We start from the raw sequence: 25,054 nt of genomic DNA on the forward strand, positions 1-25,054 counted from the left end.
GCTGTCGCGGGAGATCATCGATGTTCAGCAAGCAAGACCAGATCCAGGGTTACGACGACGAACTGTTCAGTGCGATGCAGGAAGAGGAGCGCCGTCAGGAAGACCACATCGAGCTGATCGCCTCCGAGAACTACACCAGCAAGCGCGTGATGGAGGCCCAGGGCAGCGGCCTGACCAACAAGTACGCCGAAGGCTACCCGGGCAAGCGCTACTACGGTGGCTGCGAGTTCGTCGACAAGGTGGAGCAGTTGGCCATCGACCGCGCCAAGCAGCTGTTCGGCGCCGACTACGCCAACGTCCAGCCCCACTCCGGCTCCCAGGCCAACAGCGCCGTCTACCTCGCCCTGCTGAACGCCGGCGACACCATCCTCGGCATGAGCCTGGCCCACGGCGGTCACCTGACCCACGGCGCCAAGGTGTCGTCTTCCGGCAAACTGTACAACGCCGTGCAGTACGGCCTGGACACCGCCACCGGCCTGATCGACTACGACGAAGTGGAGCGCCTGGCCCTCGAACACAAGCCGAATATGATCGTCGCCGGCTTCTCCGCCTACTCCAAGACCCTCGACTTCCCGCGCTTCCGCGCCATCGCCGACAAGGTGGGCGCCCTGCTGTTCGTCGACATGGCCCACGTCGCCGGCCTGGTGGCCGCCGGCCTGTACCCGAACCCGCTGCCCTACGCCGACGTGGTCACCACCACCACCCACAAGACCCTGCGCGGCCCGCGCGGTGGCCTGATCCTGGCGCGCAAGAACGACGAGATCGAGAAGAAGCTGAACTCCGCCGTATTCCCCGGCGCCCAGGGCGGCCCGCTGATGCACGTGATCGCCGCCAAGGCGGTGTGCTTCAAGGAAGCGCTGGAACCCGGCTTCAAGGAATACCAGGCCCAGGTCATCAAGAACGCCCAGGCCATGGCCAAGGTGTTCATCGATCGCGGCTATGACGTGGTCTCCGGCGGTACCGACAACCACCTGTTCCTGGTCAGCCTGATCAAGCAGGGCCTGACCGGCAAGGACGCCGACGCCGCCCTCGGCCGCGCCGGCATCACCGTGAACAAGAACGCCGTGCCCAACGATCCGCAGTCGCCCTTCGTGACCTCGGGCGTGCGCATCGGTACCCCGGCCATCACCAGCCGTGGCTTCAAGGAGTCCCAGTCCACCGAACTCGCCGGCTGGATCTGCGACATCCTCGACCACCTGGGCGATGCCGACGTCGAAGCCCAGGTGGCCAAGCAGGTCGCCGGTCTTTGCGCCGACTTCCCTGTCTACCGCTGATCCAGGAGTCCGAACATGCAACGTTATTCCGGCTTCGGCCTGTTCAAGCACTCCCTGAGCCACCACGAAAACTGGCAACGCATGTGGCGCAACCCAACGCCGAAGCCGGTCTACGACGTGATCATCGTCGGCGGCGGCGGCCACGGCCTGGCCACCGCCTACTACCTCGCCAAGGAGTTCGGCGTGAAGAACGTCGCGGTGGTGGAGAAGGGCTGGCTGGGCGGCGGCAACACCGCGCGCAACACCACCATCGTCCGCTCCAACTACCTCTGGGACGAGGCGGCTCAGCTGTACGAGCACGCCATGAAGCTCTGGGAAGGGCTGTCCCATGACCTGAACTACAACGTGATGTTCTCCCAGCGTGGCGTGTACAACCTGTGCCACACCCTGCAGGACATGCGTGACTCGGCGCGCCGCGTGAACGCCAACCGCCTGAACGGCGTGGATGGCGAACTGCTGGACGCCAAGCAGGTGGCGGAGGAGATTCCCTACCTGGACTGCAGCAAGAACACCCGTTACCCGATCATGGGCTCTACCGTGCAGCGTCGCGGCGGCGTCGCCCGCCACGATGCCGTGGCCTGGGGCTATGCCCGCGCCGCCGACGCCCTGGGCGTCGACCTGCTGCAGAACACCGAAGTGCTCGGCTTCCGCAAGCAGGACGGTGCGGTCATCGGTGTCGAGACGAATCGCGGCTTCATCGGCGCCAAGCGCGTCGGCGTGGTCACCGCCGGCAACTCCGGCCACATGGCCAAGCAGGCCGGCTTCCGCCTGCCGCTGGAATCCCACCCGCTGCAGGCCCTGGTGTCCGAGCCGATCAAGCCGATCATCCACAGCGTGATCATGTCCAACGCCGTGCATGGCTACATCAGCCAGTCCGACAAGGGCGACCTGGTCATCGGTGCCGGCATCGACGGCTACAACGGCTACGGCCAGCGCGGCTCCTACGGCACCATCGAGCACACCCTGCAGGCCATCGTGGAGATGTTCCCGATCCTTTCCCGGGTGCGCATGAACCGCCAGTGGGGCGGCATCGTGGACACCACCCCGGACGCCTGCCCGATCATCTCCAAGACCCCGGTGAAGAACCTCTTCTTCAACTGCGGCTGGGGCACCGGCGGCTTCAAGGCCACTCCCGGCTCGGGTCATGTCTTCGCCGCCAGCCTGGCCCGTGGCGAGATGCATCCCCTGGCCAAGCCCTTCTCCATCGACCGCTTCCACACCGGCGCACTGATCGACGAGCACGGCGCCGCCGCCGTGGCTCACTAAGGAGACCCGCCATGCTGCACATCTTTTGTCCCTATTGCGGGGAGCTCCGCTCCGAAGAGGAATTCCACGCCAAGGGCCAGGCTCACATCCCGCGCCCGCTGGATCCCAACGCCTGCACCGACGAGGAGTGGGGCGACTACATCTTCTTCCGCGACAACCCCCGTGGCATCCACCACGAGCTGTGGGTCCACGCTGCCGGCTGCCGCAAGTACTTCAACGTGACGCGCCACACCATCAGCTACGAGATCCTCGAAACCTACAAGATCGGTGAGAAGCCCAGCGTCACCGAATCCACCACCGGCGAGAAGAAAACCGCGTCCGCAGGAGTAACGGCATGAGCCAGGTCAATCGCCTTCCCAAGGGTGGCCGCATCGATCGCAGCCAACCGCTGACCTTCACCTTCAACGGCCAGAACTACCAGGGCTACAACGGCGACAGCCTGGCCGCCGCCCTGCTGGCCAACGGCGTGGACATCGTCGGCCGCAGCTTCAAGTACTCCCGTCCGCGCGGCATCGTCGCCGCCGGCGCCGAAGAGCCCAACGCCATCCTCCAGCTGGGCGCCGCTGAAAACGCCCAGGTGCCGAACATCCGTGCCACCCAGCAGGCCCTCTACGCCGGTCTGGTGGCCACCAGCACCAATGGTTGGCCGAGCGTGAACAACGACGTCATGGGCATTCTCGGCAAGGTCGGCGGCGGCATGATGCCGCCCGGGTTCTACTACAAGACCTTCATGTACCCGCAGAACCTGTGGCTGACCTACGAGAAGTACATCCGCAAGGCCGCCGGCCTGGGACGTTCGCCGCTCGAGGTCGACCCGGACATCTACGACCACATGAACCAGTACTGCGACGTGCTGGTGGTCGGCTCCGGCCCCGCAGGCCTGGCCGCCGCGCTGGCCGCCGGCCGCAGTGGCGCCCGCGTGATCCTCGCCGACGAGCAGGAAGAGTTCGGCGGTAGCCTGCTGGACACCCGTGAAACCCTGGACGGCAAGCCGGCATCCGAGTGGGTCGCCAAGGTCATCGCCGAGCTGGAGACCCTGCCGGAAGTGACCCTGCTGCCGCGCGCCACGGTGAACGGCTACCACGACCACAACTTCCTCACCATCCACCAGCGCCTGACCGACCACCTGGGCGAAGTGGCCCCCCGTGGCCAGGCCCGCCATCGCGTCCACCGCGTCCGCGCCAAGCGCGTGGTGCTGGCCGCCGGCGCCCACGAGCGTCCGCTGGTCTACGCCAACAACGACGTCCCCGGCAACATGCTGGCCGGCGCCGTCTCCACCTACGTCAACCGCTACGGCGTGGCCCCCGGCCGCCAGCTGGTGCTGTCCACCAACAACGACTACGCCTACCGCGTGGTGCTGGACTGGCTGGACGCCGGCCAGCAGGTGGTGGCCGTCGCCGACGCCCGCAGCAACCCCCGCGGCACCTGGGTGGAAGAGGCCCGCGCCCGTGGCGTGCGTATCCTCACCGGCAGCGCCGTGGTGGAAGCCCGGGGCAGCAAGCGTGTCAGCGGCGCCCGCATCTGCGCCATCGATGTGAAGGGCCACCGCGTCACCAGCCCGGGCGAGGTGGTGGATTGCGACCTGATCGTCAGCTCCGGCGGCTACAGCCCGGTGGTCCACCTGGCTTCCCACCTGGGCGGCAAGCCCGTCTGGCGTGAAGACATCCTGGCCTTCGTCCCGAGCGAAGGCGGCTTCCAGCAGCGCCACTGCGCCGGTGCCGTGAACGGTGTGTTCGCCCTGGGCGACGTGCTTGCCGACGGCTTCGAGGCCGGCGCCAAGGCGGCCGCCGAGGCCGGCTTCAAGGCCATCGAAGGCACGGTGCCGAAGACCGAGAAGCGCAAGGAAGAGGCCACCCTGGCCCTGTTCCAGGTGCCCCACGACAAGTCCACCGCCCGTGCGCCGAAGCAGTTCGTCGACCTGCAGAACGACGTCACCGCCGCCGGTATCGAGCTGGCCACCCGCGAAGGCTTCGAGTCGGTCGAGCACGTCAAGCGCTACACCGCGCTGGGCTTCGGCACCGATCAGGGCAAGCTGGGCAACATCAACGGCCTGGCCATCGCCGCCCGGTCGATGGGCATCAGCATCGCGGAAATGGGCACCACCATGTTCCGTCCGAACTACACGCCGGTGACCTTCGGCGCCGTCGCCGGTCGTCATTGCGGCAACCTGTTCGACCCGAAACGCTACACCGCCATGCACAGCTGGCACCTGAAGCAGGGCGCCGAGTTCGAGGACGTCGGCCAGTGGAAGCGTCCCTGGTACTTCCCCAAGCGTGGCGAGGACCTGCATGCCGCCGTGGCCCGCGAGTGCAAGGCCGTGCGTGACAGCGTGGGCATCCTCGACGCCTCCACCCTGGGCAAGATCGACATCCAGGGCCCGGACGCGCGGGAATTCCTCAACCGTGTCTACACCAACGCCTGGACCAAGCTGGACGTGGGCAAGGCCCGCTACGGCCTGATGTGCAAGGAAGACGGCATGGTCTTCGACGACGGCGTGACCGCCTGCGTCGGCGAAAACCACTTCATCATGACCACCACCACCGGCGGTGCCGCCCGGGTGATGGAATGGCTGGAGATCTACCACCAGACCGAATGGCCGGAGCTGAAGGTGTACTTCACCTCGGTCACCGACCACTGGGCCACCATGACCCTGTCCGGCCCCAACAGCCGCAAGCTGCTGAGCGAGGTCACCGACATCGACCTGGACAAGGACGCCTTCCCCTTCATGACCTGGAAGGAAGGCCTGGTGGGCGGCGTGCCGGCGCGGGTGTTCCGCATCTCCTTCACCGGCGAGCTGTCCTACGAGGTGAACGTGCAGGCCGATTACGCCCTGGGCGTGTGGGAGCAGATCGTCGAGGCGGGCAAGAAGTACAACCTGACCCCCTACGGCACCGAGACCATGCACGTGCTGCGCGCCGAGAAGGGCTTCATCATCGTCGGCCAGGACACCGATGGTTCGGTGACCCCGGACGACCTGAACATGGGCTGGTGCGTCGGCCGCAACAAGCCCTTCTCCTGGATCGGCTGGCGTGGCATGAACCGCGAGGACTGCCTGCGGGAAGACCGCAAGCAGCTGGTGGGCCTCAAGCCCCTCGACCCGAACCAGGTGCTGCCGGAAGGCGCGCAGCTGGTGTTCGATCCGAAGCAGTCCATCCCGATGAAGATGGTCGGCCACGTCACCTCCAGCTACATGAGCCCCAGCCTCGGCCACTCCTTCGCCATGGCCGTGGTCAAGGGCGGCCTCAAGCGCATGGGCGAGCGTGTCTTCGCGCCGCTGGCCGATGGCAGCGTGATCGAAGCCGAAATCTGCAGCTCCGTGTTCTATGACCCGAAAGGGGACCGCCAGAATGTCTAATGTGAACGTCTACAAGCAGCGCCCCGACAAAGCCCGTGCCGAATCGCCGCTGTACCACGCCGGTCTTGACGAGCTGGCGCGCAAGGGCAAGAGCAACGCGGGCGTGATCCTGCGGGAAAAGAAACTCCTCGGTCACCTGGTGATCCGTGGCGACGCCAGTGACCCCGCCTTCGCCGGCGGCGTGCACAAGGCCCTGGGCCTGGAGCTGCCGGTGGCCCTGACCCTGGTGGCGAACGGTGACAGCTCCCTGCAGTGGCTCGGCCCGGACGAGTGGCTGCTGGTGGTGCCGGGCGGCACCGAGTACGAGGTGGAGCAGCGCCTGCGCGCGGCCCTGGAGGGCCAGCACATCTCCGTGGTCAACGTCAGCGGTGGCCAGACCCTGCTCGAACTGTCCGGCCCCCATGCCCGGGACGTGCTGATGAAGTCCACGGTGTACGACGTGCACCCCAGCAACTTCCCGGTGGGCAAGGCGGTAGGCACCACCTTCGCCAAGGCCGGCGCGGTGATCCGCCACACGGGCGAGGACACCTGGGAGCTGGTGATCCGCCGCAGCTTCTCCGACTACCTCTGGCTCTGGCTGCAGGACGCCAGCGCCGAGTACGGGCTGGCGGTGAAGGCCTGAAAGAATAGCCCCTCGTCCTCTGGGAGAGGGGTTGGGGAGCGGGATGTCCTGCGTCATTCGGACTTGCTCGCTCCCCCGGCCCCTCTGCCGCAGGCGGGAGAGGGGAGACAAAACAAGGGAGTCCGCATATGAGCCGCACACCCGATACCTGGATCCTCACCGCCCACTGCCCGAGCGTGCTCGGTACCGTGGATGCGGTGACGCGCTTCCTGTTCGAGCAGCGCTGCTACGTCACCGAGCACCATTCGTTCGATGACCGGCTGGCCTCGCGCTTCTTCATCCGCGTCGAGTTCCGCCAGCCCGACGGCTTCGACGAGCAGGCCTTCCGCGCCGGCCTCGACGAGCGCCTGGCGCCGTTCGACATGCAGCTGGAACTGACGCCGCCGGGCTACCGTGCCAAGGTGGTGATCATGGTCTCCAAGGCCGACCACTGCCTGAACGACCTGCTTTACCGCCAGCGCATCGGCCAACTGGCCATGGACGTGGTGGCGGTGGTGTCCAACCACCCGGACCTGGAGCCCCTGGCCCGCTGGCACGGGATTCCGTATCACCATTTCCCCCTCGACCCCAACGACAAGCCGGCCCAGGAGCGCCGCGTGCTGCAGGTGATCGAGGAGACCGGCGCCGAACTCGTGGTCCTCGCCCGCTACATGCAGGTGCTGTCCCCCGAGTTGTGCAGGAAGCTCGACGGCTGGGCCATCAACATCCACCACTCGCTGCTGCCCGGCTTCAAGGGCGCCAAACCCTACCACCAGGCCTACCAGAAGGGCGTCAAGCTGGTGGGGGCCACCGCCCACTACATCAACAACGACCTGGACGAGGGACCGATCATCGCCCAGGGCGTCGAGCCGGTGGACCACGCTCACTACCCCGAGGACCTGATCGCCAAGGGCCGCGACATCGAATGCCTGACCCTGGCCAAGGCCGTGGGTTACCACATCGAGCGCCGGGTTTTCCTCAACGCCAACCGCACGGTGGTGCTCAACGCCTGATGCATTTTCGCCCTCTCCCGCGTGCGGGAGAGGGTTGGGGAGAGGGGCTCCTTCTTCCTGCCGATCACCTGTTTCCCCGGATTGCATCCGGGCTATCCGGCTCCGTTGCCCGAATGAAATCCGGGACGGATCGAGCCATTTCACAGAACCCGCTCTGCCAGGATTCACCGGCGGGTTCCGGCAACAGATGCAAGCTCCAGTACAAGGCCGCGCGGCCGCCGGTCGCGCCTTTGTATTCACAACAACAAAGGAGAATTACGCATGTCTGGTAATCGTGGTGTCGTTTATCTCGGTGCGGGCAAGGTCGAAGTGCAGAAGATCGACTACCCGAAGATGCAGGATCCCCGCGGCAAGAAGATCGAGCACGGGGTGATCCTGAAGGTGGTGTCCACCAACATCTGCGGCTCGGACCAGCACATGGTGCGCGGCCGTACCACCGCCCAGGTCGGCCTGGTGCTCGGCCACGAGATCACCGGCGAGGTGATCGAGAAAGGCCGTGACGTGGAGAACCTGCAGATCGGCGACCTGGTTTCCGTACCCTTCAACGTGGCCTGCGGCCGCTGCCGTTCCTGCAAGGAACAGCACACCGGCGTCTGCCTCACCGTCAACCCGGCCCGTGCCGGCGGCGCCTACGGCTATGTCGACATGGGCGACTGGACCGGCGGCCAGGCCGAGTACGTGCTCGTTCCCTACGCCGACTTCAACCTGCTGAAGCTGCCGAACCGCGACAAGGCCATGGAGAAGATCCGTGACCTGACCTGCCTTTCCGACATCCTGCCCACCGGCTACCACGGCGCCGTGACCGCCGGCGTCGGCCCGGGCAGCACCGTGTACGTCGCCGGTGCCGGTCCCGTCGGCCTCGCCGCCGCCGCCTCGGCGCGCCTGCTGGGCGCCGCCGTGGTCATAGTCGGTGACCTCAACCCCGCCCGACTGGCCCACGCCAAGGCCCAGGGCTTCGAGATCGCCGACCTGTCCCTGGACACCCCGCTGCACGAGCAGGTCGCCGCGCTGCTGGGCGAGCCGGAAGTGGATTGCGCCATCGACTGCGTGGGCTTCGAGGCCCGTGGTCATGGCCATGAAGGCGCCAAGCACGAGGCCCCGGCCACCGTGCTCAACTCGCTGATGCAGATCACCCGCGTCGCCGGCAAGATCGGTATCCCCGGCCTCTACGTCACCGAAGACCCGGGCGCCGTGGACGCCGCCGCGAAGATTGGCAGCCTGAGCATCCGCTTCGGCCTCGGCTGGGCGAAATCCCACAGCTTCCACACCGGCCAGACCCCGGTGATGAAGTACAACCGCGCGCTGATGCAGGCGATCATGTGGGACCGCATCAACATCGCCGAAGTGGTGGGCGTACAGGTCATCAGCCTGGACGACGCGCCCCGTGGCTACGGCGAGTTCGATGCCGGCGTGCCGAAGAAATTCGTCATCGACCCGCACAAGACCTTCAGCGCCGCCTGAGGCGTTCCCCAACCCCCGACGCCGTGATGTGACAGCCGCGGCGTCTGTCCCTCAGGGGCCCTTCGGGGCCCCTTTTTTGATTGCGCCGATAAAACCCACCGCCAACCGACGGACTGTCGGGAACGCCGTCCTGTCTGGCGCAGTCAGATGGACGAGTTTCCGCTCAGCGCCGCTACGTCCCGTTCCGGTGCGGATTATTTTGAGGTCGTCGATCCATGCACAGTCCCCGAAGCCTGACCCTGGCCGTCCTGCTCAGCCTGGCCGCCAGCCCCGTATTCGCTGTTTCCCTGGGCGATGTGGTCGCAGCGGCCGCCGCCACGGGCGGAGAGGGGGCGACCGCCCAGACGCCTGGCGTGACCGCTGCGGAGTCGGCGGCGCTCCTGCAGCAACTGGGCGGCGAGTTGCAGATCACCCCGGAGCAGGCCCTGGGCGGTGCGGCGGCGCTGTTCGGGCTGGCCCGCAACAACCTGCCGGCGGAGCAGTTCGCCCAACTGGACCAGGCGGTGCCCGGTGTCGGCGTACTGACCGACCCCAACACCCAGGGACTGCTCAGCAGCATCGGCGGCCTGCTGGGTCAGCAGGCCGGCGGCGCGGAAGGGCCGGGAGGGGCCGCCGGCGTGCTGGCGGGACAGCCGATGAACAGCATGACGGACGTCAGCCAGGCGTTCGGTTCACTGGGCATGGATAACGGCCTGATCGCCCGGTTCGCCCCGCTGATCCTGTCCTTCCTCGGGCAGCAGGGCCTGGCCGAGTCGCTCCTGCAGAACCTCGGCAACCTGTGGAAGTGGACCACGCCACCGGTGCCGTCCAGCCCGGCGATTCCGGCGGGCCAGGCGGTGCCGGTGAACGGCTTGTCCACCTGAGGCTCAGCGATCCTGCCCCAGTTCCGCGCGCAGTTCGGCGATGCGCGCGTCCTTCTCCCGCCAGAGGTCGCTCACCCAGCCCTGGACGTACTGGCGGAACACGCCGTCGTTCTCGTAGTCGCCCTGCCACAGGGCCGGGTCCAGTTCGCGCGTGCGGATATCCACGGTCACCCATGGCACCTGGCCTGACAGCAGCGCCCAGAAGCCGGGCACGGCCTGGCCGGGGTAGACCAGGGTGACGTCGAGGACGGCATCCAGTTGCTCGCCCAGCGAGGCGAGGACGAAGGCGACGCCGCCCGCCTTGGGCTTCAGCAGGAAACGGTAGGGGGACTGCTGGGCGGCGTGCTTGGCGGGTGTGAAGCGCGTGCCTTCCAGGTAGTTGACCACGGTGACCGGCAGGCGCTTGAACTTCTCGCAGGCGGCCCGGGTGATCGCCAGGTCCTTGCCCTTCATCTCCGGATGCTTCTCGAGGAAGGCCTTGCTGTAGCGTTTCATGAAGGGGTAGTCCAGGGCCCAGAAGGCGAGGCCGAGGAAGGGCACCCAGATCAGTTCCTTTTTCAGGAAGAACTTGAAGTAGGGCGCCTTGCGGTTGAACGCCTGCACCAGGGCCGGGATGTCCACCCAGGACTGGTGGTTGCTGATGACCAGGTAGGAGGTGTCCTGGCGCAGGCCCTCGCCGCCACGGATATCCCAGTGGGTCGGGGTGAGCAGGGCGAAGACGCGCTTGCAGTTCTCCGCCCAGGCTTCGGCGATCCACATCACGCCGCGGGAGCAGGTGTCCTTCAGGGACTGGCCCGGCAGCACGAGCTTGAGCAGGGCGATGACCAGCATCGGGCCGATCAGGGTCAGGGTGTTGAGCAGCAGCAGCAGGGTGGTGGCGCTTCCGGTCAAGAGTGCCCGCATGGGTCCTCGGCTCCTTGTTCGCTGGGGTGCGGGCCATGATACGCAGTCACCGTCCGGGCGACGAGCGGTCAGGCGGGCGTGGGGGCCAGTGTGCGCCACGCGGCGTTGCACTATGCTGACGCCCCGCCGGCGCCCGCTCCGGCGAACCTGGCGGCATGCCTGACCCCCAACGTCTTGCTCATGCCCCGGGCAAGGGTATTCTTCTCCGCGCGCTCGCCGGAGGCGTGGGGCTCCCTGATCGACTGAGCCGAACCATTGGCCGCCCCGCCAGTCCCAGAACCGAACCCCTCAACCAGGAGATGCCCGTTGAAAGCCCTGATCGCCCTGCTAGCCCTGGTCGCGCTGCCGGCCCTCGCCAACCAGGAACCGGCCCTCTACGGTCGTTACGAGTACGTGAAGCTGCCGGAGATCGGCCAGACCCTGAAGGCGAAGATGGACACCGGCGCGCTGACCGCCTCCCTGTCCGCCAGGGACATCGAACTGTTCAAGCGTGACGGCGAGGAATGGGTACGTTTCCGCCTGGCCACCAAGGATGCCGACGACACCCTCTACGAGCATCGCCTGGCGCGTATCAGCAAGATCAAGAACCGTGCGGACGAACTGGCCGACGAAGACGAGGCCCCCTCGGCGGAGATATCCAGGCGGCCGGTGGTCGACCTGGAAATGTGCCTGGGCGGAACCCGGCGCACGGTGGAGGTGAACCTCACCGACCGCTCCAGCTTCAACTACCCGCTGCTGATCGGCGCCAAGGCCCTGAAGGAGTTCAAGGCGGCCATCTACGCGGGCCACAAGTTCACCGCCGGCAAGCCCCAGTGCTGATCGCCGGCACCTGACCACCCGGCAGGGATGCCCATGCCCCATATCCTGATCGTCGAAGACGAAGCGGCCATCGCCGATACCCTGGTCTACGCCCTGGAGGCCGACGGCAATGCCACCACCTGGCTGAGCCTGGGCGGCGCGGCCCTGGACCTGTTGCGACGCGAGCCGGTGGACCTGGTGATCCTCGACGTGGGGCTGCCGGATACCAGCGGTTTCGAGCTGTGCAAGGCGCTGCGGCGCTTTTCCGAGGTGCCGGTGCTCTTCCTCACTGCGCGCAACGCCGAGATCGACCGGGTGGTGGGGCTGGAGATCGGTGCCGACGACTACGTGGTCAAGCCCTTCAGTCCCCGGGAGGTGGCGGCGCGGGTGCGGGCCATCCTCAAGCGCACCGCCCCCCGCGAGCGACAGGTACCGGTAGCCGCCGCCACGGGCCCCTTCCGGGTGGACCTCGAGCGGGTGCGCATTCACTACCACGGCCAGGCGCTGGTCCTGACCCGGCATGAGTTCCGCCTGCTCCAGGCATTGCTGGCCCAGCCGGAGCGGGTATTCAGTCGCGAGCAACTGCTGGACGCCCTGGGGCTGGCCAGCGATGTGGGCTACGAGCGCAACATCGACAGCCACATCAAGAGCCTGCGGGCCAAGCTCCGCCAGGTGGCGCCCGCCGCCGAAGCCATCCAGACCCATCGCGGGCTGGGCTACAGCTACTCGCCGGAACGCGCCTGATGCCGCTGGGCGTTCGCATCTTCCTGGCCTACTTCCTCTTCGTCGGCCTGGCGGGCTGGTTCGTGCTCGGCACGGTGATGGACGAGATCCGGCCCGGTGTTCGCCAGTCCACCGAGGAAACCCTGGTGGACACCGCGAACCTGCTGGCGGAGATCCTCCGTGACCCGGTACGCGACGGCACCCTGGCCGACAGCCGCCTGCCCGAGCTGCTGGAGGCCTATGGCGAGCGCCAGCCGGGCGCGGACATCTGGGGCCTGCGCAAGATGCAGGTCAACCACCGCATCTACGTCACCGACGCCAGGGGCATCGTGCTGCTGGACTCCAGCGGCGTCGCCCTGGGCCAGGACTATTCCCGCTGGAACGACGTCTACCTCACCCTGCGCGGCGAGTACGGCGCCCGTTCCACCCGCGAGGACCCCGAGGACCCGGACTCCTCGGTGATGTACGTCGCGGCGCCTATCCGTGATGGCCAGCGGATCATCGGCGTGGTGTCGGTGGCCAAGCCCAACGCCTCGCTCCAACCCTATATCGAGCGCTCGCAGCGGCGCCTGGCCTGGCTGGGCGCCGGCCTGATCGGTCTCGGGCTGCTGGTGGGCGGGTTGCTGTCCTGGTGGCTCAGTCGTTCCCTGCTGCGCCTGCGTGACTACGCCCAGGCGGTGAGCGAGGGCCGACGCGCCGAGCTGCCCGCCATGAGCGGCGGCGAGCTGCGGGACCTGGCCTCGGCCCTGGAGCGCATGCGCACCCAACTGGAAGGAAAGGCCTATGTCGAACGCTACGTGCATACGCTGACCCATGAGCTGAAAAGCCCCCTGGCCGCCATTCGTGGAGCGGCCGAGCTGCTCGAAGGGGAGATGCCGGTGGAACAGCGACGGCGTTTCGTGGCCAACATCGGCAATGAAGGCGCGCGCCTGCAGCAACTGGTGGAGCGGTTGTTGAACCTGGCCCAGGTGGAGCAGCGCCAGGGACTGGAGGAGCGGGTGCCGGTGCCGCTGCGGGCGCTGGCCGAAACGCAGCTGGCGGCCCAGGCGGTGCGGATCGAGGCCGCCGGCCTGCGGGTGGAAAACCGGATCGCACCGGAACTGTGCGCGCTGGGGGAGCGATTCCTGCTCAGCCAGGCCCTGGCCAACCTGCTGGACAACGCCCTGGACTTCACACCGACCGGCGGTCGCTTGCGGCTGGAGGCGCGGCACGACGGCGCCTGGCTGGAGCTGGCGCTGTTCAACCAGGGCGAACCCATTCCGGCGTTCGCCCTGCCTCGCCTCACCGAACGCTTCTATTCCCTGCCGCGCCCCGCAACGGGGCGCAAGAGCACCGGCCTCGGCCTCAACTTCGTGCAGGAAGTGGCCGCCCTGCATGGCGGTGAACTGCGGGTACTGAACCGTGAGGACGGGGTGGAAGCCTGCCTGCGACTCCCCTCCGTCGCGGATTGACAGGCGGCCGCCGCCTGGCGACGCCGACGGCGGCGGCCATCGGCTATAAGTTGAGCAGGGGCCTGCCTGAAGTGCGGCGAGCGTCGCGACGCTGTCATCAGGATCTGGCTTGATTCTTGATTTGGCACCGAGGCCGAGTGCCACGCTTCGACTACAAGAAACCAGAGGCCCTTCAGGAGTTGCCGGATGAAAACCGTCGCCGAGATTCTCAGAGCCAAATCCCATACCCAGCTGTTCAGCGTCGAGCCCACCACCACCGTCCTGGAGGCCGCCCTGATGATGGCCGACAAGGACATCGGCGCCCTGGTGGTGATGCAGGGCGGCGAGCTGGTGGGCATCGTCACCGAGCGAGACTTCGTGCGCCGCGTGGCCGCGCTGGAGCGCTCGGCCTACGGCACCACCATCGAAGAGATCATGACCTCCAACCTCTTCGTGGTGACCCCGCGGGACAGCAACCAGTACTGCATGCAGCTGATGACCGAGAAGAACCTGCGTCACCTGCCGGTGCTGCAGGACGGCAAGCTGGTGGGGCTGCTGTCCATCCGCGACCTGGTGCGGGACATCACCGCCGAGCAGGAAAGCCTGATCCAGCACCTGGAGCAGTACATCCGCGGCGCCTGATCGCCGCTCCCCGTCGGGTGGGCTGAACCCACCCGACAGCTGCAGGTACGGTTTCGGGCGAGAAAACAGTGCCCGCCATCCCTTCCCCACACAATCTCCACATTTCCCCCTCGGACCCACCACGGGCGCCGCCCAGACTCTCCCCATCCCACACAAGGAGAGTCCCCATGACCCGAACCCTCGGCTTCAAGCTGGGCACCATCGCCCTGCTGATCCTGTTGCTGATGATCCCCCTGGCGCTGATCGGTGGCCTCATCGGCGAGCGCCAGGCGGCCCGCGACAGCGTGCTGGCCAACATCGCCCAGAGCTCCAGCCACGCCCAGCGCATCACCGGGCCGCTGCTGGTGGTGCCTTACACGCGAACCCTGCGCGAATGGAAGACCTACGAGCAGACCGGCCAGCGCCACCTGGAGGAGCGCGAGGTGAGGGGCCGTCTCTATTTCCTGCCGGAGCGCTTCGAGCTGACCGGGCATGTGGACACCGAATTGCGCGCCCGGGGCATCTACAAGGCGCGACTGTTCAAGAGCGACAGCCAGGTGAGCGGGCAGATCCTGGTGCCGGCCCACTACGGCATCGATCAGGACCTGGCGGACTATCGCTTCGAGTCGCCCTTCCTGGCCGTCGGCATCAGCGATATCCGTGGCATCGGCAACGCCCTGAAACTGCGGGTCAATGGCCGCACCCTGGACTTCCAGCCCGGCAGCGGCGACCGCCTGCTGGAGGGGGGCGTGCATGTGCCCCTGGCGAGCCTGCAGGCGGCGGTGCCGCAGCGCCTGGACATCGGCTTCGACCTCAAGCTCCAGGGCACCTCCAGCCTGACCGTCGTGCCGGTCGGGCGCGACTCGCGGGTGGCGCTGACCTCGTCCTGGCCGCACCCGAGCTTCATCGGCGATTTCCTGCCGGGCGAGCGCAGCATCGACGGCAAGGGCTTCTCCGCCAGTTGGCAGACCAGCTTCTTCGCCACCAACCTGCAGGAGGCGCTGGACAGCTGCGTCGGCGAGGGGGAGTGCCACGGCTTCCAGTCCCGCGCGTTCGGGGTGAGCTTCGTCGACCCGGTGGACCAGTACCTGAAGACTGACCGCGCCATCAAGTACGCCCTGCTGTTCCTGGCGCTCACCTTCGCCGGCTTCTTCCTGATGGAAGTGCTCAAGCGGCTGGCGGTGCATCCGGTGCAGTACGGCCTGGTGGGCCTCGCGCTGGCGTTCTTCTACCTGCTGCTGCTGTCGCTGTCCGAACACCTGGAGTTCGCCCTGGCCTATGCCTTGTCGGCCGGCGCCTGCGTCGCCCTGGTGGGCTTCTACGTCAGCCACGTGCTGCGCAGCTGGGTGCGTGGCGCAGGCTTCACGGCCGGCCTGGCGGCGCTCTACGGGATGCTCTACGGCCTGCTCAGCGCCGAGGACTACGCCCTGCTGATGGGGTCCCTGCTGGTGTTCGGCCTGCTGGCCTGCGTGATGGTGCTGACCCGCAAGCTGGACTGGTACGGCGTCGGCCGCACGCCGTCCTCGCCGGCCAGTGAGGCGGTGTGCTCATGAAGGCGCCGAAGCGTTCAGGCGTCCATCCGCCCTGCTACCCGCCGATGGAGGCCGCACCATGAAATGGGTGGGCCTGCGGGACGACCAGGCGCAAGGACGCGAACTGGCGGCGAAGATCGCCCGGCTGTTTCCCCGGCCCCGGCGAGACGGGAGGACGCCGGGGACGCCGCGCGTCAGGCGGTCGGAGCGGTGGCCCTGACCGAGGGGCGCTGGCTGGCGCTGGCGTACCAGGCGGCCAGCTTCGGGCAGTCGCGGCGCCAGTTCAGGCCGGGCATGCGGAAATCCAGGTAGCCCAGGGCGCAGACCGCGCTGATGGCGGCCACGTCGAAGCGCTCGTCCAGTTCATCGGCCGCCGCTTCGAAGCTTTCCAGGGCCCGATCGATCTTGCTGCATTGCCCCAGCACCCAATCGTCCCAGCGCTTGTCTTCGGGCCTGAGGAAGGTTTCGTAGCGCACCAGGATGGCGGCATCCAGCACCGCATCGGCCAGGGAGGCCAGGGTCAGGCGCCGCCAGCGGGTGGCGCCGTCGCGCGGAATCAGCGGCTCGCCGCCGTGCTGGTGGTCGAAGTAGTCGAGGATCACCCGGCTGTCGTGGAGCACGCTGCCATCGTCGAGGCGCAGGGCGGGGATCTTGCCGGCGGGATTGTGCTGGTTCACCTCGGCGCTGGGGTTCACGGGGGTCAGGGTGACGCCGTGGAGGGTCACCGAGGCCAGTTGGTCGGTCTCGTGCAACAACACCATCACCTTGCGGACGTAGGGCGAGGTGGGGGAGTGGAACAGGATCGGGCTTTCGCTCATGGCGGCTCCTCGGCGTCTGCAACGGCGGATGGCGAAGTTATACCGCATCGCATTGCCGGCGGGCAGGAGGGGCAGGCAGCGCCGTTCATCAGCTGACCTGCCCCGATGGCCGAGGGCTCGCGTGCGTTGCGCGTCAGAGGGCCGGTGCGTGCTGTCGGCGTTGCCAGCGGGCCAGGGCCGAGGCCAGGTCGGCCGGGGTGTGCAGTCCCTGGCGGCGGGCGCGGCTGAAGAGGATCAGGGCGATCTCGGCGGTCACCAGGGCATCGGCGGCGGCGTTGTGCCGCTGTTGCACCTGCAGGCCGAAGTGCTCGACCCAGTCATCCAGGCCGCCGTTGCGGATGCCCGCTTCCGGGCAGAGCATGGGGGCCAGCTCGGCCACATCGAGGAAGACATGGCGCAGACGGTGGTCCAGGTCCTGCTTCAGTGCGCGGCCGAGCATGCGCTGGTCGAAGGTCGCGTGGAAGGCCAGCAACGGGCTGTCGCCGAGGAACTCCATGAAGCTCATCAGCGCTTCTGCGGGCTCCACGCCGGCCGCCAGTTCGCTGGGGGCGATACCGTGGATCAGCACGCTGGCGCTGAGCTTGCCGGTGTCCCGCTGCAGGGTGCATTCGAACTGGTTGCCCAGGTCGATGGCGCCGTCTTCGAGGGTCACCGCGCCGATGGACAGGACCAGGTCGCGGCTCATGTTCAGGCCGCTGGTCTCCAGGTCCAGCACCACGAAGCGCTGTTCCCGCAGGGGGCGCGCATCCAGCGCCTGTGGTGCGGGCAGCCTGTCCCGCCGGGCGGCGAGGTCAGGCGGCAGGGACTTGCGGCGGGTGAACCAGGGAAAGGTGTTCATAGCTGGTAGCGTAGCGCCAGGCTGGATTGCAGGCGCTGGGCCTGGCGGAAGGATTCCCGCAGGATGCGCCGGTCCAGGTGGTTGAGGGTGTCGGGGTCCAGGCGGTTGGAGTAGGGCAGGCCCTGACGCGCCTGGTGCTGGTGCTGCTGCATGCGGATCAGCTGGATGAAGTGGTAGGCCTCTTCATAGGCGGCACCGTCCTGGACATCCACCACGCCCTGCTCCATCAGCTGGCGCAGCCGCTCCAGGGTATTGCAGGCGCTGATGCCGTGGGCGAGCGCCAGCAGCCGGGCGCCGTCGACGAAGGGGGTCAGGCCCTGCACCTTGAGGTCCAGGGTGTCCTTCTCGGCGCCCTTGCGGGCCACCACGAAGTCGCGGAAACGTCCCACCGGCGGGCGCTGGCGCAGGGCGTTCTCGGCCATCATGCGCTGGAACAGGCTGTTGTCCGCCACCAGGGCCAGGAGTTCGCGCTGCAGCGCCTCGCACCCTTCGACGGGGCCCCAGACGGCTCGCAGGTCGAAGTAGATGGAGGAGCCCAGCAGGTTTTCCGGCGAGGCTTCGCGGACGAACCCGGCAAAGCGCCGGCTCCACTCCGCGCGGGACAGGCAGAGCTCGGGATTGCCGGCCATGATGCCGCCCTTGCAGAGTTCGAAGCCGCACTGCGCCAGGCCCTGGTTGATGCGCTCGGCCAGCGGCAGCAGGCGGCCGCGCAGGGCGGCGGCTTCCACGGCGTCGCGGGCCTCGAAGAGGATGCCGTTGTCCTGGTCGGTGTGCAGGGTCTGTTCGCAGCGGCCCTCGCTGCCGAAGCAGAGCCAGGTGAAGGGCACGCCCGGGTCGCCCAGTGCTTCCAGGGTCAGTTCGATCACCCGGCAGACCGTGTGGTCGTTGAGCAGGGTGATGATGCGGGTGATCTGGGTGGAGCTGGCGCCATGGGCCAGCATGTTGTCCACCAGGCGCTGGATCTCGCTCCGCAGGGCCGCGAGGGTTTCCACCCGGCCGGCATGGCGGATGGTGCGGGCGAGATGCACCAGGTCCACGCGCTGCAGGGAGAACAGGTCGCGCTCGGACACCACGCCCACCAGGCGTTCGCCTTCTACCACGCAGACGTGGGCGATATGCCGTTCGGTCATGGCCAGGGCGGCGTCGAAGGCGCTGGCGCCGGGGGGCAGGTGGAAGGGCGCCTGGGTCATCAGGTCGGCGATGGGCTGGGCCAGGTCGGCACTGGCGTCGGCGATCACCCGGCGCAGGTCCCGGAGGGTGAAGATGCCCAGGGGCCGGTGGCCGGGATCGACGATGACGATGCTGCCCACCTGCTGTTCATGCATCAGCCGCACGGCGTCGCGCAGGGGCAGGTGCGGCGGGCAGGCGATGGGCTGGCGTACCGCCAGCTCTTCCAGGCGGCTGTCCAGGGAGTACTGGGCGCCCAGGGTTTCCACCGCCCGCAGCTGCACCTGCTGGTTGACCTGGTCCAGCAGGCTGCTGACGCCGCGTAGGGCGAAGTCGCGGAAGGGGTTGGAGAGGGCGAACAGCTTGACGAAGGCGGCCTTGCCCAGCAGCAGGCAGAAGCTGTCCTCGCCGGCCAGGTGTTCGGTGCGGGTGGCCCGCTCTCCCAGCAGGGCCGCCAGGGGAAAGCACTCGCCGCTGGCGATCTCGAAGGTGGTTTCGGTGCCGCGCCGGGCGGAGTGGGGACGCTCGCCCACCACCCGGCCCTGCTTGACGATGTAGAAGTGCTCTACCGGGCCGTCCTGGGGCTTGATGATGGACTCGCCCGCCGCATAGAAGCGCAGCAGGCAGTGCTCGACGAGGAAGGCGAGGTGGGCGCTTTCCATCTGGTTGAAGGGCGGATATTTCTGCAGGAACCCCATGGTGCCGTGGACGTTCTGCATCACCGCCTGCTTGCCGGCCTGGGCGAAGGCGTCTGCCTTGTTCATGGACCTGCCTGCTGGTTCTTGTTGGAGGAGGATCATGCTGCGCGCGACGGCACGCGCCCAAAATTGGACGTAAGTCTAAGGGGCGAAATCCGATATTCGGTCACTTCCCACGACCGTTCGGCGGAAGCCTGCAGCCGTGTAGGAACTTGCCACGATTCTGCGTATCCGAGCATCGGACCCCGTGCTAAAGCTTATCAACACGGGGAGTTGGGCCTGCCAGGGAGGCCCCTTGTGAGGACGACCCCATGAGCTACGGTGATTTGCTCAGCGAAGACGAGTTGCGCGCGCTCGAAGAGATCATGCGCGTACCTTCCGCGCCGCCCAGCGTTCTGCTGGTGGACGACGATGAAGTCGCGCGCGATGCGCTGGCCGATGAACTGGTCGCCCAGGGCATTCCCTGCATCACGGCCGAAAGCGGCGAACAGGCCCTTGCCCTGCTGGTCACACGTCCCACCATCGGCCTGCTGATCACCGAACTCCATATGCAATGCGGCAGCGGCCTGGAACTGGTTCGCCAGGTGCGCCAGTCCGCGCAACCCAGCCTGCCGGTCATCATCATTTCGGGTGACGCCGACGTGCAGGACGCCATCGAGGCGATGCACATGAGGGTGGTGGACTTCCTGCTGAAGCCCGTGGACACCAGCCGGCTCGTCAACCTGGCGCGTAACGAACTGGGCACGCCCCCCGCGCCCAAGGCGCCGCCCGCCAGGGTGCGGCCCAGGCCAGAAAAGCCGAAAGCCAAAGCGAAAGTCGTCACGCTGAAAAGCGCCTGAAAAAAACCGCCGCCACCGGCGGTTTTTTCATGGGGCGCGCTGTCCGCGTCCCAAGGCTTCAGTGCCCTGTGCTGTCCACGGCGATGGTCTCGCCGGAGACCTCAAGGTAGTTCGCCTGGCGGTCGGCCAGGGCGAAGTGGATCAGCCCGGCCAGTCCGGCGCCGAAGAACCAGGAGAACGGCGACAGGCTCTCGAAGGCCGGCAGCAGGGCGAGCAGGGCGGCGATCGCCGCCGCCGGGATGAAGGCGGCCAGGGCCCGGAGGTTCACGCCGCCGCGATAGTGGTAGGCGGCTTCCCGGCTTTCCGAGTAGAGCTCCGGCAGGTTCAGCCGGGCACGGCGCACCAGGTAGTAGTCGACGATGATGATGCCGTACAGCGGGCCGAGCAGGGCGCCGAGGCCGCCGAGGAAGTAGAGGATCACGCCGGGGCTGTTGTACAGGTGCCAGGGCAGGATCACCACGGCGATGGTGGCGCTGAGCAGGCCGGCGCTGCGGAAGTTGAGCGTCCGGGGCGCCAGGTTGGTCAGCACGTAGGCCGGGGCGACGAAGTTGGCCATGATGTTCACCGCCACGGTGACGATCAGGAAGGCCAGGCAGCCGAGGACCAGGAAGCCGGTTTCGGGAAGCGCGGCGACGATGTCGGTGGGGCTCTGGATCAGGCGGCCATCGATACTGAACTGGGCGCCGGCGAGGACCACCGCGATGAGTCCGAACAGCAGCATGTTCACCGGCAGGCCCCAGAAGTTGCCCTGGCTGATGGTCCGCTTGTCCGGGCAGTTCCTCGCGAAGTCGCAGAAGTTGAGGATCATGGTGCCGTAGAGGCTGACCCACAGCGCGGCGCCGCTGAAGACCTTGAGCCACATCTCCGAGGCGCTGGCCTGGCTGCCGGTGGACCAGGCGATGTCGAGCCCCGCCCGCCAGTACATCCAGGCGGCGAGCGCGGCGACGGTAACCAGGATCACCGGTCCGGCGAAGGACTCGTAGCGCCGCACCATCTCCATGCCATAGGCGAAGATCAGCAGTTGTACGCACCAGATGGCGAGGAAGGTGATCCAGCCCAGGCTGGAGAGTCCCAGCAGCGAGTCCTGGTCGTAGGCGGCCAGCCCCGGGAACACGGCGGTCAGCAGGACCCGCAGCACCACCGAGGCCAGGTAGGTCTGGATACCGAACCAGGCGATGGCGATCACCGCGCGCACCAGGGCGGGCAATTGCGCACCGTGGATGCCGAAGGCGATTCGGCACATCACCGGGAAAGGCAGGCCGGTCTTCTGCCCCATGTAGCCGGACAGGTTCATCAGGCCGTAGATGAGCAGGGCGCCGAGGGCCAGGGCCGAGAGGATCTGCGCGCCGCTCATGCCCAGGGCGAAGAGCCCGATGGCGAAGGAGTAGTTGGCGATGTTGTGGACATCGTTGGTCCACAGGGCGAACAGGCTGTAGCGGCCCCAGCGCCGGCCGGCCTGGCGCGTCGGGGCCAGGTCGGTGCTGTAGAGGCGAGGACTGAGGCTGGCCGGTGCGACGTTGGTCGCCGCATCGGTGGGGGGATCGAGTGGGGTAACGCCGGTGATCGGGGTGAGCGCCATGGCTAGGGTCTCCGCAGTCATCTGTGCACTGTTTTTGTGTTTTTTGTATGCAGGCGATTTCCATGCCAGTGACTGCGGTGTCCTCCGCTGAAGGGATGGATGGTCTTGATGCACTGAGTTGGTGCGCTCTGGACCCGCTATCCACGGGGGATTCAGTGCTTTTAGTAGATTTCCCCTTGTATTTCATTGACTTGAAAGTCAGGTTGGGTGGCGGCCAGAAGTCTGCCGGTTGGGGTGTTTGTACACAATTTATGTATGCAGGCGTTACCCGCTTCCCAGGCGTCACTTTTCCCAGGCAAAGAAAAACCGCCCCGAGGGGCGGTTTTCAGTGGGCGGGAATCAGAGGCCGTTCTTGGCCTTGAACTCGCGCCGACGGCGATGCAGGACCGGCTCCGTGTAGCCGTTGGGCTGCCGGGTGCCTTCGATCACCAGTTCCAGCGCGGCCTGGAAGGCCACGTTGTCGGCGAAGTTCGGCGCCATCGGGCGGTACAGCGGGTCGCTGGCGTTCTGGCGGTCCACTACGGCGGCCATGCGCTCCAGGCTCTCGACGATCTGCTCGCGGGTGACCACGCCGTGGCGCAGCCAGTTGGCCAGCAGCTGGCTGGAGATGCGCAGGGTGGCGCGGTCTTCCATCAGGCCCACGTCGTTGATGTCCGGTACCTTGGAGCAACCGACACCCTGGTCGATCCAGCGGACCACGTAGCCGAGGATGCCCTGGGCGTTGTTGTCCAGTTCGTTCTGGATTTCCTCGGCGCTCCAGTCGGTGCTGGGCGCCAGCGGAAGGGTCAGGATGTCGTCCACGGATGCCGGGGTGCGCTTGGCCAGCTCGGCCTGGCGGGCGAACACGTCCACCTTGTGGTAGTGCAGCGCGTGCAGGGTGGCGGCGGTGGGCGAGGGGACCCAGGCGGTGTTGGCGCCGGCCATGGGGTGGCCGATCTTCTGTTCCAGCATGGCGGCCATCAGGTCGGGCATGGCCCACATGCCCTTGCCGATCTGCGCCTTGCCCTGGAGGCCGGTGGCCAGGCCGACGTCGACGTTGTTGTTCTCGTAGGCGCCGATCCACTTCTCGCTCTTCATGGCGCCCTTGCGCACCATGGCGCCGGCTTCCATGGAGGTGTGGATCTCGTCACCGGTGCGGTCGAGGAAGCCGGTGTTGATGAACACCACGCGCTCGGCGGCGGCCTTGATGCAGGCCTTGAGGTTGACGGTGGTGCGGCGTTCCTCGTCCATGATGCCGACCTTCATGGTATTGCGCGGCATGCCGAGGACGTCTTCGACGCGGCTGAAGATCTCGGTGGCGAAGGCGACTTCCTCCGGGCCGTGCATCTTCGGCTTGACGACGTACATGGAGCCGGTACGGGTGTTCTTGCGGCTGGTGTTGCCCTTGAGGTTGTGCAGGGCGATCAGGCCGGTGAACAGGGCGTCCTGAATGCCTTCCGGCACTTCGTTGCCGGCGGCGTCGAGGATGGCCGGGTTGGTCATCAGGTGGCCGACGTTGCGCACGAACAGCAGGCTGCGGCCGTGCAGGGTCAGTTCGGAACCGTCGGCCCTGGTGTAGACGCGGTCGGGGTTCATGGTGCGGGTGAAGGTCTGGCCACCCTTGCTCACTTCTTCCGACAGGTCGCCCTTCATCAGGCCCAGCCAGTTGCGGTAGACCACGACCTTGTCGTCGGCGTCCACGGCGGCCACGGAGTCTTCGCAGTCCATGATGGTGGTCAGGGCGGACTCCATCAGCACGTCCTTCACGCCGGCGGCGTCGGTCTGGCCGATGGGGCTGGTGGGGTCGATCTGGATCTCGAAGTGCAGGCCGTTGTGCTTCAGCAGCACGGCCTGGGGCTTGGCGGCGTCGCCCTGGAAGGCGATGAACTGGGCGGCGTTCTTCAGGCCGGCCTCGCTGCCATTCTTCAGGGTCACGGCGAGTTGGCCGTTCTTCACGGCGTAGGCGGTGGCGTCGACGTGGGAGGCGCCTTCCAGGGGCGCGGCCTCGTCAAGGAAGGCGCGGGCGAAGGCGATGACCTTGTCGCCGCGGACCTTGTTGTAGCCCTTGCCCTTCTCGGCGCCGCCTTCCTCGCTGATGGCGTCGGTGCCATACAGGGCGTCGTACAGCGAGCCCCAGCGGGCGTTGGCGGCGTTCAGGGCGAAGCGCGCGTTCATCACCGGCACCACCAGCTGCGGGCCGGCCATGGTGGCGATTTCTTCGTCGACGTTCTGGGTGGTGGCCTGGAAGTCGGCCGGTTCCGGCAGCAGGTAGCCGATTTCCTGGAGGAAGGCCTTGTAGGCTACGGCGTCATGGGCCTGGCCGGCGCGGGCCTGGTGCCAGGCATCGATCTTGGCCTGCAGTTCGTCGCGTTTGGCGAGCAGGGCTTTGTTCTTCGGAGCCAGGTCGTTGATGACGGCTTCCACACCGGCCCAGAACGTCTCGGCCGCAATGCCGGTTCCGGGGATGGCTTCGTTGTTCACGAAGTCGAACAGGACTCTGGCGACCTGAAGGCCACCGACTTGAACGCGCTCAGTCATTGCTTGCCTCACTCTGCTCAATATCCGCTCGGACCGGGGCTTTCCCTTCTTGTAGTCCGAAGCGCGGCATACTACATGAAGCCGTCGTGAAAATCAGTGGGGTCGCGTCGATATGCGACTAAAAGCTGGTTTACGGTCACGACGGCAGACAGAATGTTCTCAAAAAACTGGCGCTTTGTTCCAGTTAAATCTGAAAAATGTACACGATTTGTTTTTCGAATGAACTGCGACAGGCCGTCGCATAAGCTTTCGGGTGGCCACGAGCCCGTTCTCCTACCCGAGTATCCAGCAGGAGCCCACCATGCCTGTCCATGCCGCCACGCTCCAGGACCTTGATGACCTGACCCGGCTCTTCGCCGGCTATCTCGATTTCTACGAGGTGCCACGGCCGCTGCAGGAAATCCGGGGTTTCCTCCAGGATCGGCTGGATCGCGGTGACTCCAGGCTGTTCATCGCCCGTGACGCCGAGGGCAGGGCCCGGGGCTTCACCCAGCTGTATCCCTTTATCTCGTCACTGGCGCTGGCACCGGCCTGGTTGTTGAGCGATCTTTATGTGGTGCCTGCCGCCCGGCGCCAGGGCGTGGGCGAGGAGCTGATGAACGCCGCACGTGCCCTTGCCGAACGCACCGGGGCCTGCGGCATCCAGTTGGAAACCGCGAAGACCAACCTGGCCGGCCAGGCGCTTTACGAACGGCTGGGCTACAAGCGGGACGAGCTTTTCCATACCTACTGGCTGAGCCTCGCCTGAAGGGCGGGGT

At 67.0% G+C, this 25,054-nt stretch carries 20 protein-coding genes and 1 pseudogene; 15 read left to right on the forward strand and 6 right to left on the reverse strand.

Annotation, left to right across the window (positions count from 1 at the left end):
* Positions 1-20: 20 nt before the first annotated feature.
* From glyA to KF707C_RS02060, 8 genes are all read left to right on the forward strand, one after another.
* Complete coding sequence (gene glyA, locus KF707C_RS02025) at positions 21-1,274, forward strand: serine hydroxymethyltransferase (protein ID WP_003453789.1); 1,254 nt, start codon at positions 21-23, stop codon at positions 1,272-1,274.
* Positions 1,275-1,289: 15 nt separating this feature from the next.
* Positions 1,290-2,540, forward strand: coding sequence for a sarcosine oxidase subunit beta (locus KF707C_RS02030; protein WP_003453791.1), 1,251 nt, complete (start codon positions 1,290-1,292; stop codon positions 2,538-2,540).
* A gap of 11 nt (positions 2,541-2,551) precedes the next feature.
* Positions 2,552-2,878, forward strand: a complete 327-nt coding sequence (locus KF707C_RS02035) for a sarcosine oxidase subunit delta (RefSeq protein WP_003453794.1) — start codon at positions 2,552-2,554, stop codon at positions 2,876-2,878.
* Positions 2,875-5,895, forward strand: a complete 3,021-nt coding sequence (locus KF707C_RS02040) for a sarcosine oxidase subunit alpha (protein ID WP_003453796.1) — start codon at positions 2,875-2,877, stop codon at positions 5,893-5,895. Before KF707C_RS02035 ends, KF707C_RS02040 begins: the two co-directional genes overlap by 4 nt.
* On the forward strand, positions 5,888-6,517 hold the full coding sequence (locus KF707C_RS02045) for a sarcosine oxidase subunit gamma (protein ID WP_036993344.1): 630 nt from the start codon (positions 5,888-5,890) through the stop codon (positions 6,515-6,517). The genes KF707C_RS02040 and KF707C_RS02045 overlap by 8 nt, the downstream gene beginning before the upstream one ends.
* A 128-nt stretch (positions 6,518-6,645) precedes the next feature.
* On the forward strand, positions 6,646-7,509 hold the full coding sequence (purU, locus tag KF707C_RS02050; RefSeq protein ID WP_003453800.1) for a formyltetrahydrofolate deformylase: 864 nt from the start codon (positions 6,646-6,648) through the stop codon (positions 7,507-7,509).
* 261 nt (positions 7,510-7,770) lie between these two features.
* Positions 7,771-8,970, forward strand: a complete 1,200-nt coding sequence (gene fdhA / locus KF707C_RS02055) for a formaldehyde dehydrogenase, glutathione-independent (RefSeq protein WP_003453804.1) — start codon at positions 7,771-7,773, stop codon at positions 8,968-8,970.
* A 215-nt stretch (positions 8,971-9,185) separates the two neighbouring features.
* Complete coding sequence (locus KF707C_RS02060) at positions 9,186-9,833, forward strand: DUF2780 domain-containing protein (protein WP_003453806.1); 648 nt, start codon at positions 9,186-9,188, stop codon at positions 9,831-9,833.
* A gap of 3 nt (positions 9,834-9,836) precedes the next feature.
* Here KF707C_RS02060 and KF707C_RS02065 read toward each other — a convergent pair whose 3' ends face one another.
* A complete protein-coding gene (locus KF707C_RS02065; protein WP_003453808.1) occupies positions 9,837-10,736 on the reverse strand; it encodes an acyltransferase in 900 nt (299 codons plus the stop codon).
* Positions 10,737-11,042: 306 nt separating this feature from the next.
* On the opposite strand from KF707C_RS02065, the gene rloA2 reads away from it, so the two are divergent.
* The 5 genes from rloA2 to creD all read left to right on the forward strand — a co-directional run bounded on the left by rloA2 (position 11,043) and on the right by creD (position 15,861).
* A complete protein-coding gene (gene rloA2 / locus KF707C_RS02070) occupies positions 11,043-11,555 on the forward strand; it encodes a retropepsin-like aspartic peptidase RloA2 (protein ID WP_003453809.1) in 513 nt (170 codons plus the stop codon).
* A 33-nt stretch (positions 11,556-11,588) separates the two neighbouring features.
* Positions 11,589-12,278, forward strand: coding sequence for a two-component system response regulator CreB (gene creB / locus KF707C_RS02075; RefSeq protein WP_003453810.1), 690 nt, complete (start codon positions 11,589-11,591; stop codon positions 12,276-12,278).
* A complete protein-coding gene (creC, locus tag KF707C_RS02080) occupies positions 12,278-13,708 on the forward strand; it encodes a two-component system sensor histidine kinase CreC (RefSeq protein ID WP_003453811.1) in 1,431 nt (476 codons plus the stop codon). Before creB ends, creC begins: the two co-directional genes overlap by 1 nt.
* Before the next feature lie 186 nt (positions 13,709-13,894).
* Positions 13,895-14,329 carry a CBS domain-containing protein gene (locus tag KF707C_RS02085; RefSeq protein ID WP_003453812.1) on the forward strand — a complete coding sequence of 145 codons (435 nt, stop codon included), beginning with the start codon at positions 13,895-13,897 and terminating at the stop codon, positions 14,327-14,329.
* 167 nt (positions 14,330-14,496) lie between these two features.
* Positions 14,497-15,861, forward strand: a complete 1,365-nt coding sequence (gene creD, locus KF707C_RS02090; protein ID WP_003453813.1) for a cell envelope integrity protein CreD — start codon at positions 14,497-14,499, stop codon at positions 15,859-15,861.
* Positions 15,862-16,034: 173 nt separating this feature from the next.
* Here creD and KF707C_RS02095 read toward each other — a convergent pair whose 3' ends face one another.
* From KF707C_RS02095 to KF707C_RS02105, 3 genes are all read right to left on the reverse strand, one after another.
* The gene (locus KF707C_RS02095) at positions 16,035-16,658 is read right to left on the reverse strand and encodes a glutathione S-transferase family protein (protein ID WP_003453814.1); all 624 of its coding nucleotides are present in this window, start codon (positions 16,656-16,658) and stop codon (positions 16,035-16,037) included.
* 133 nt (positions 16,659-16,791) lie between these two features.
* On the reverse strand, positions 16,792-17,496 hold the full coding sequence (locus tag KF707C_RS02100) for a 3'-5' exonuclease (protein WP_003453815.1): 705 nt from the start codon (positions 17,494-17,496) through the stop codon (positions 16,792-16,794).
* On the reverse strand, positions 17,493-19,427 hold the full coding sequence (locus KF707C_RS02105) for a putative nucleotidyltransferase substrate binding domain-containing protein (protein WP_003453816.1): 1,935 nt from the start codon (positions 19,425-19,427) through the stop codon (positions 17,493-17,495). The genes KF707C_RS02100 and KF707C_RS02105 overlap by 4 nt, the downstream gene beginning before the upstream one ends.
* A gap of 245 nt (positions 19,428-19,672) precedes the next feature.
* Here KF707C_RS02105 and KF707C_RS02110 point away from each other — a divergent pair.
* Positions 19,673-20,113: pseudogene (locus KF707C_RS02110) on the forward strand (response regulator); the annotation flags it as partial.
* Between the two features lie 145 nt (positions 20,114-20,258).
* On the opposite strand, the gene KF707C_RS02115 reads toward KF707C_RS02110, so the two are convergent.
* Together KF707C_RS02115 and KF707C_RS02120 are read right to left on the reverse strand one after the other, a co-directional pair.
* Positions 20,259-21,779: an NCS1 family nucleobase:cation symporter-1 gene (locus KF707C_RS02115; RefSeq protein ID WP_003453825.1), complete on the reverse strand. Its 1,521-nt coding sequence runs from the start codon at positions 21,777-21,779 to the stop codon at positions 20,259-20,261.
* A gap of 339 nt (positions 21,780-22,118) precedes the next feature.
* Positions 22,119-24,296 carry a malate synthase G gene (locus KF707C_RS02120; protein WP_003453827.1) on the reverse strand — a complete coding sequence of 726 codons (2,178 nt, stop codon included), beginning with the start codon at positions 24,294-24,296 and terminating at the stop codon, positions 22,119-22,121.
* Between the two features lie 301 nt (positions 24,297-24,597).
* Here KF707C_RS02120 and KF707C_RS02125 point away from each other — a divergent pair, with 301 nt between their 5' ends.
* Positions 24,598-25,044, forward strand: a complete 447-nt coding sequence (locus KF707C_RS02125; RefSeq protein WP_003453829.1) for a GNAT family N-acetyltransferase — start codon at positions 24,598-24,600, stop codon at positions 25,042-25,044.
* Positions 25,045-25,054 lie beyond the last annotated feature (10 nt).

The sequence above is a fragment of the Pseudomonas furukawaii genome, from assembly GCF_002355475.1.
GTDB lineage: Bacteria > Pseudomonadota > Gammaproteobacteria > Pseudomonadales > Pseudomonadaceae > Metapseudomonas > Metapseudomonas furukawaii.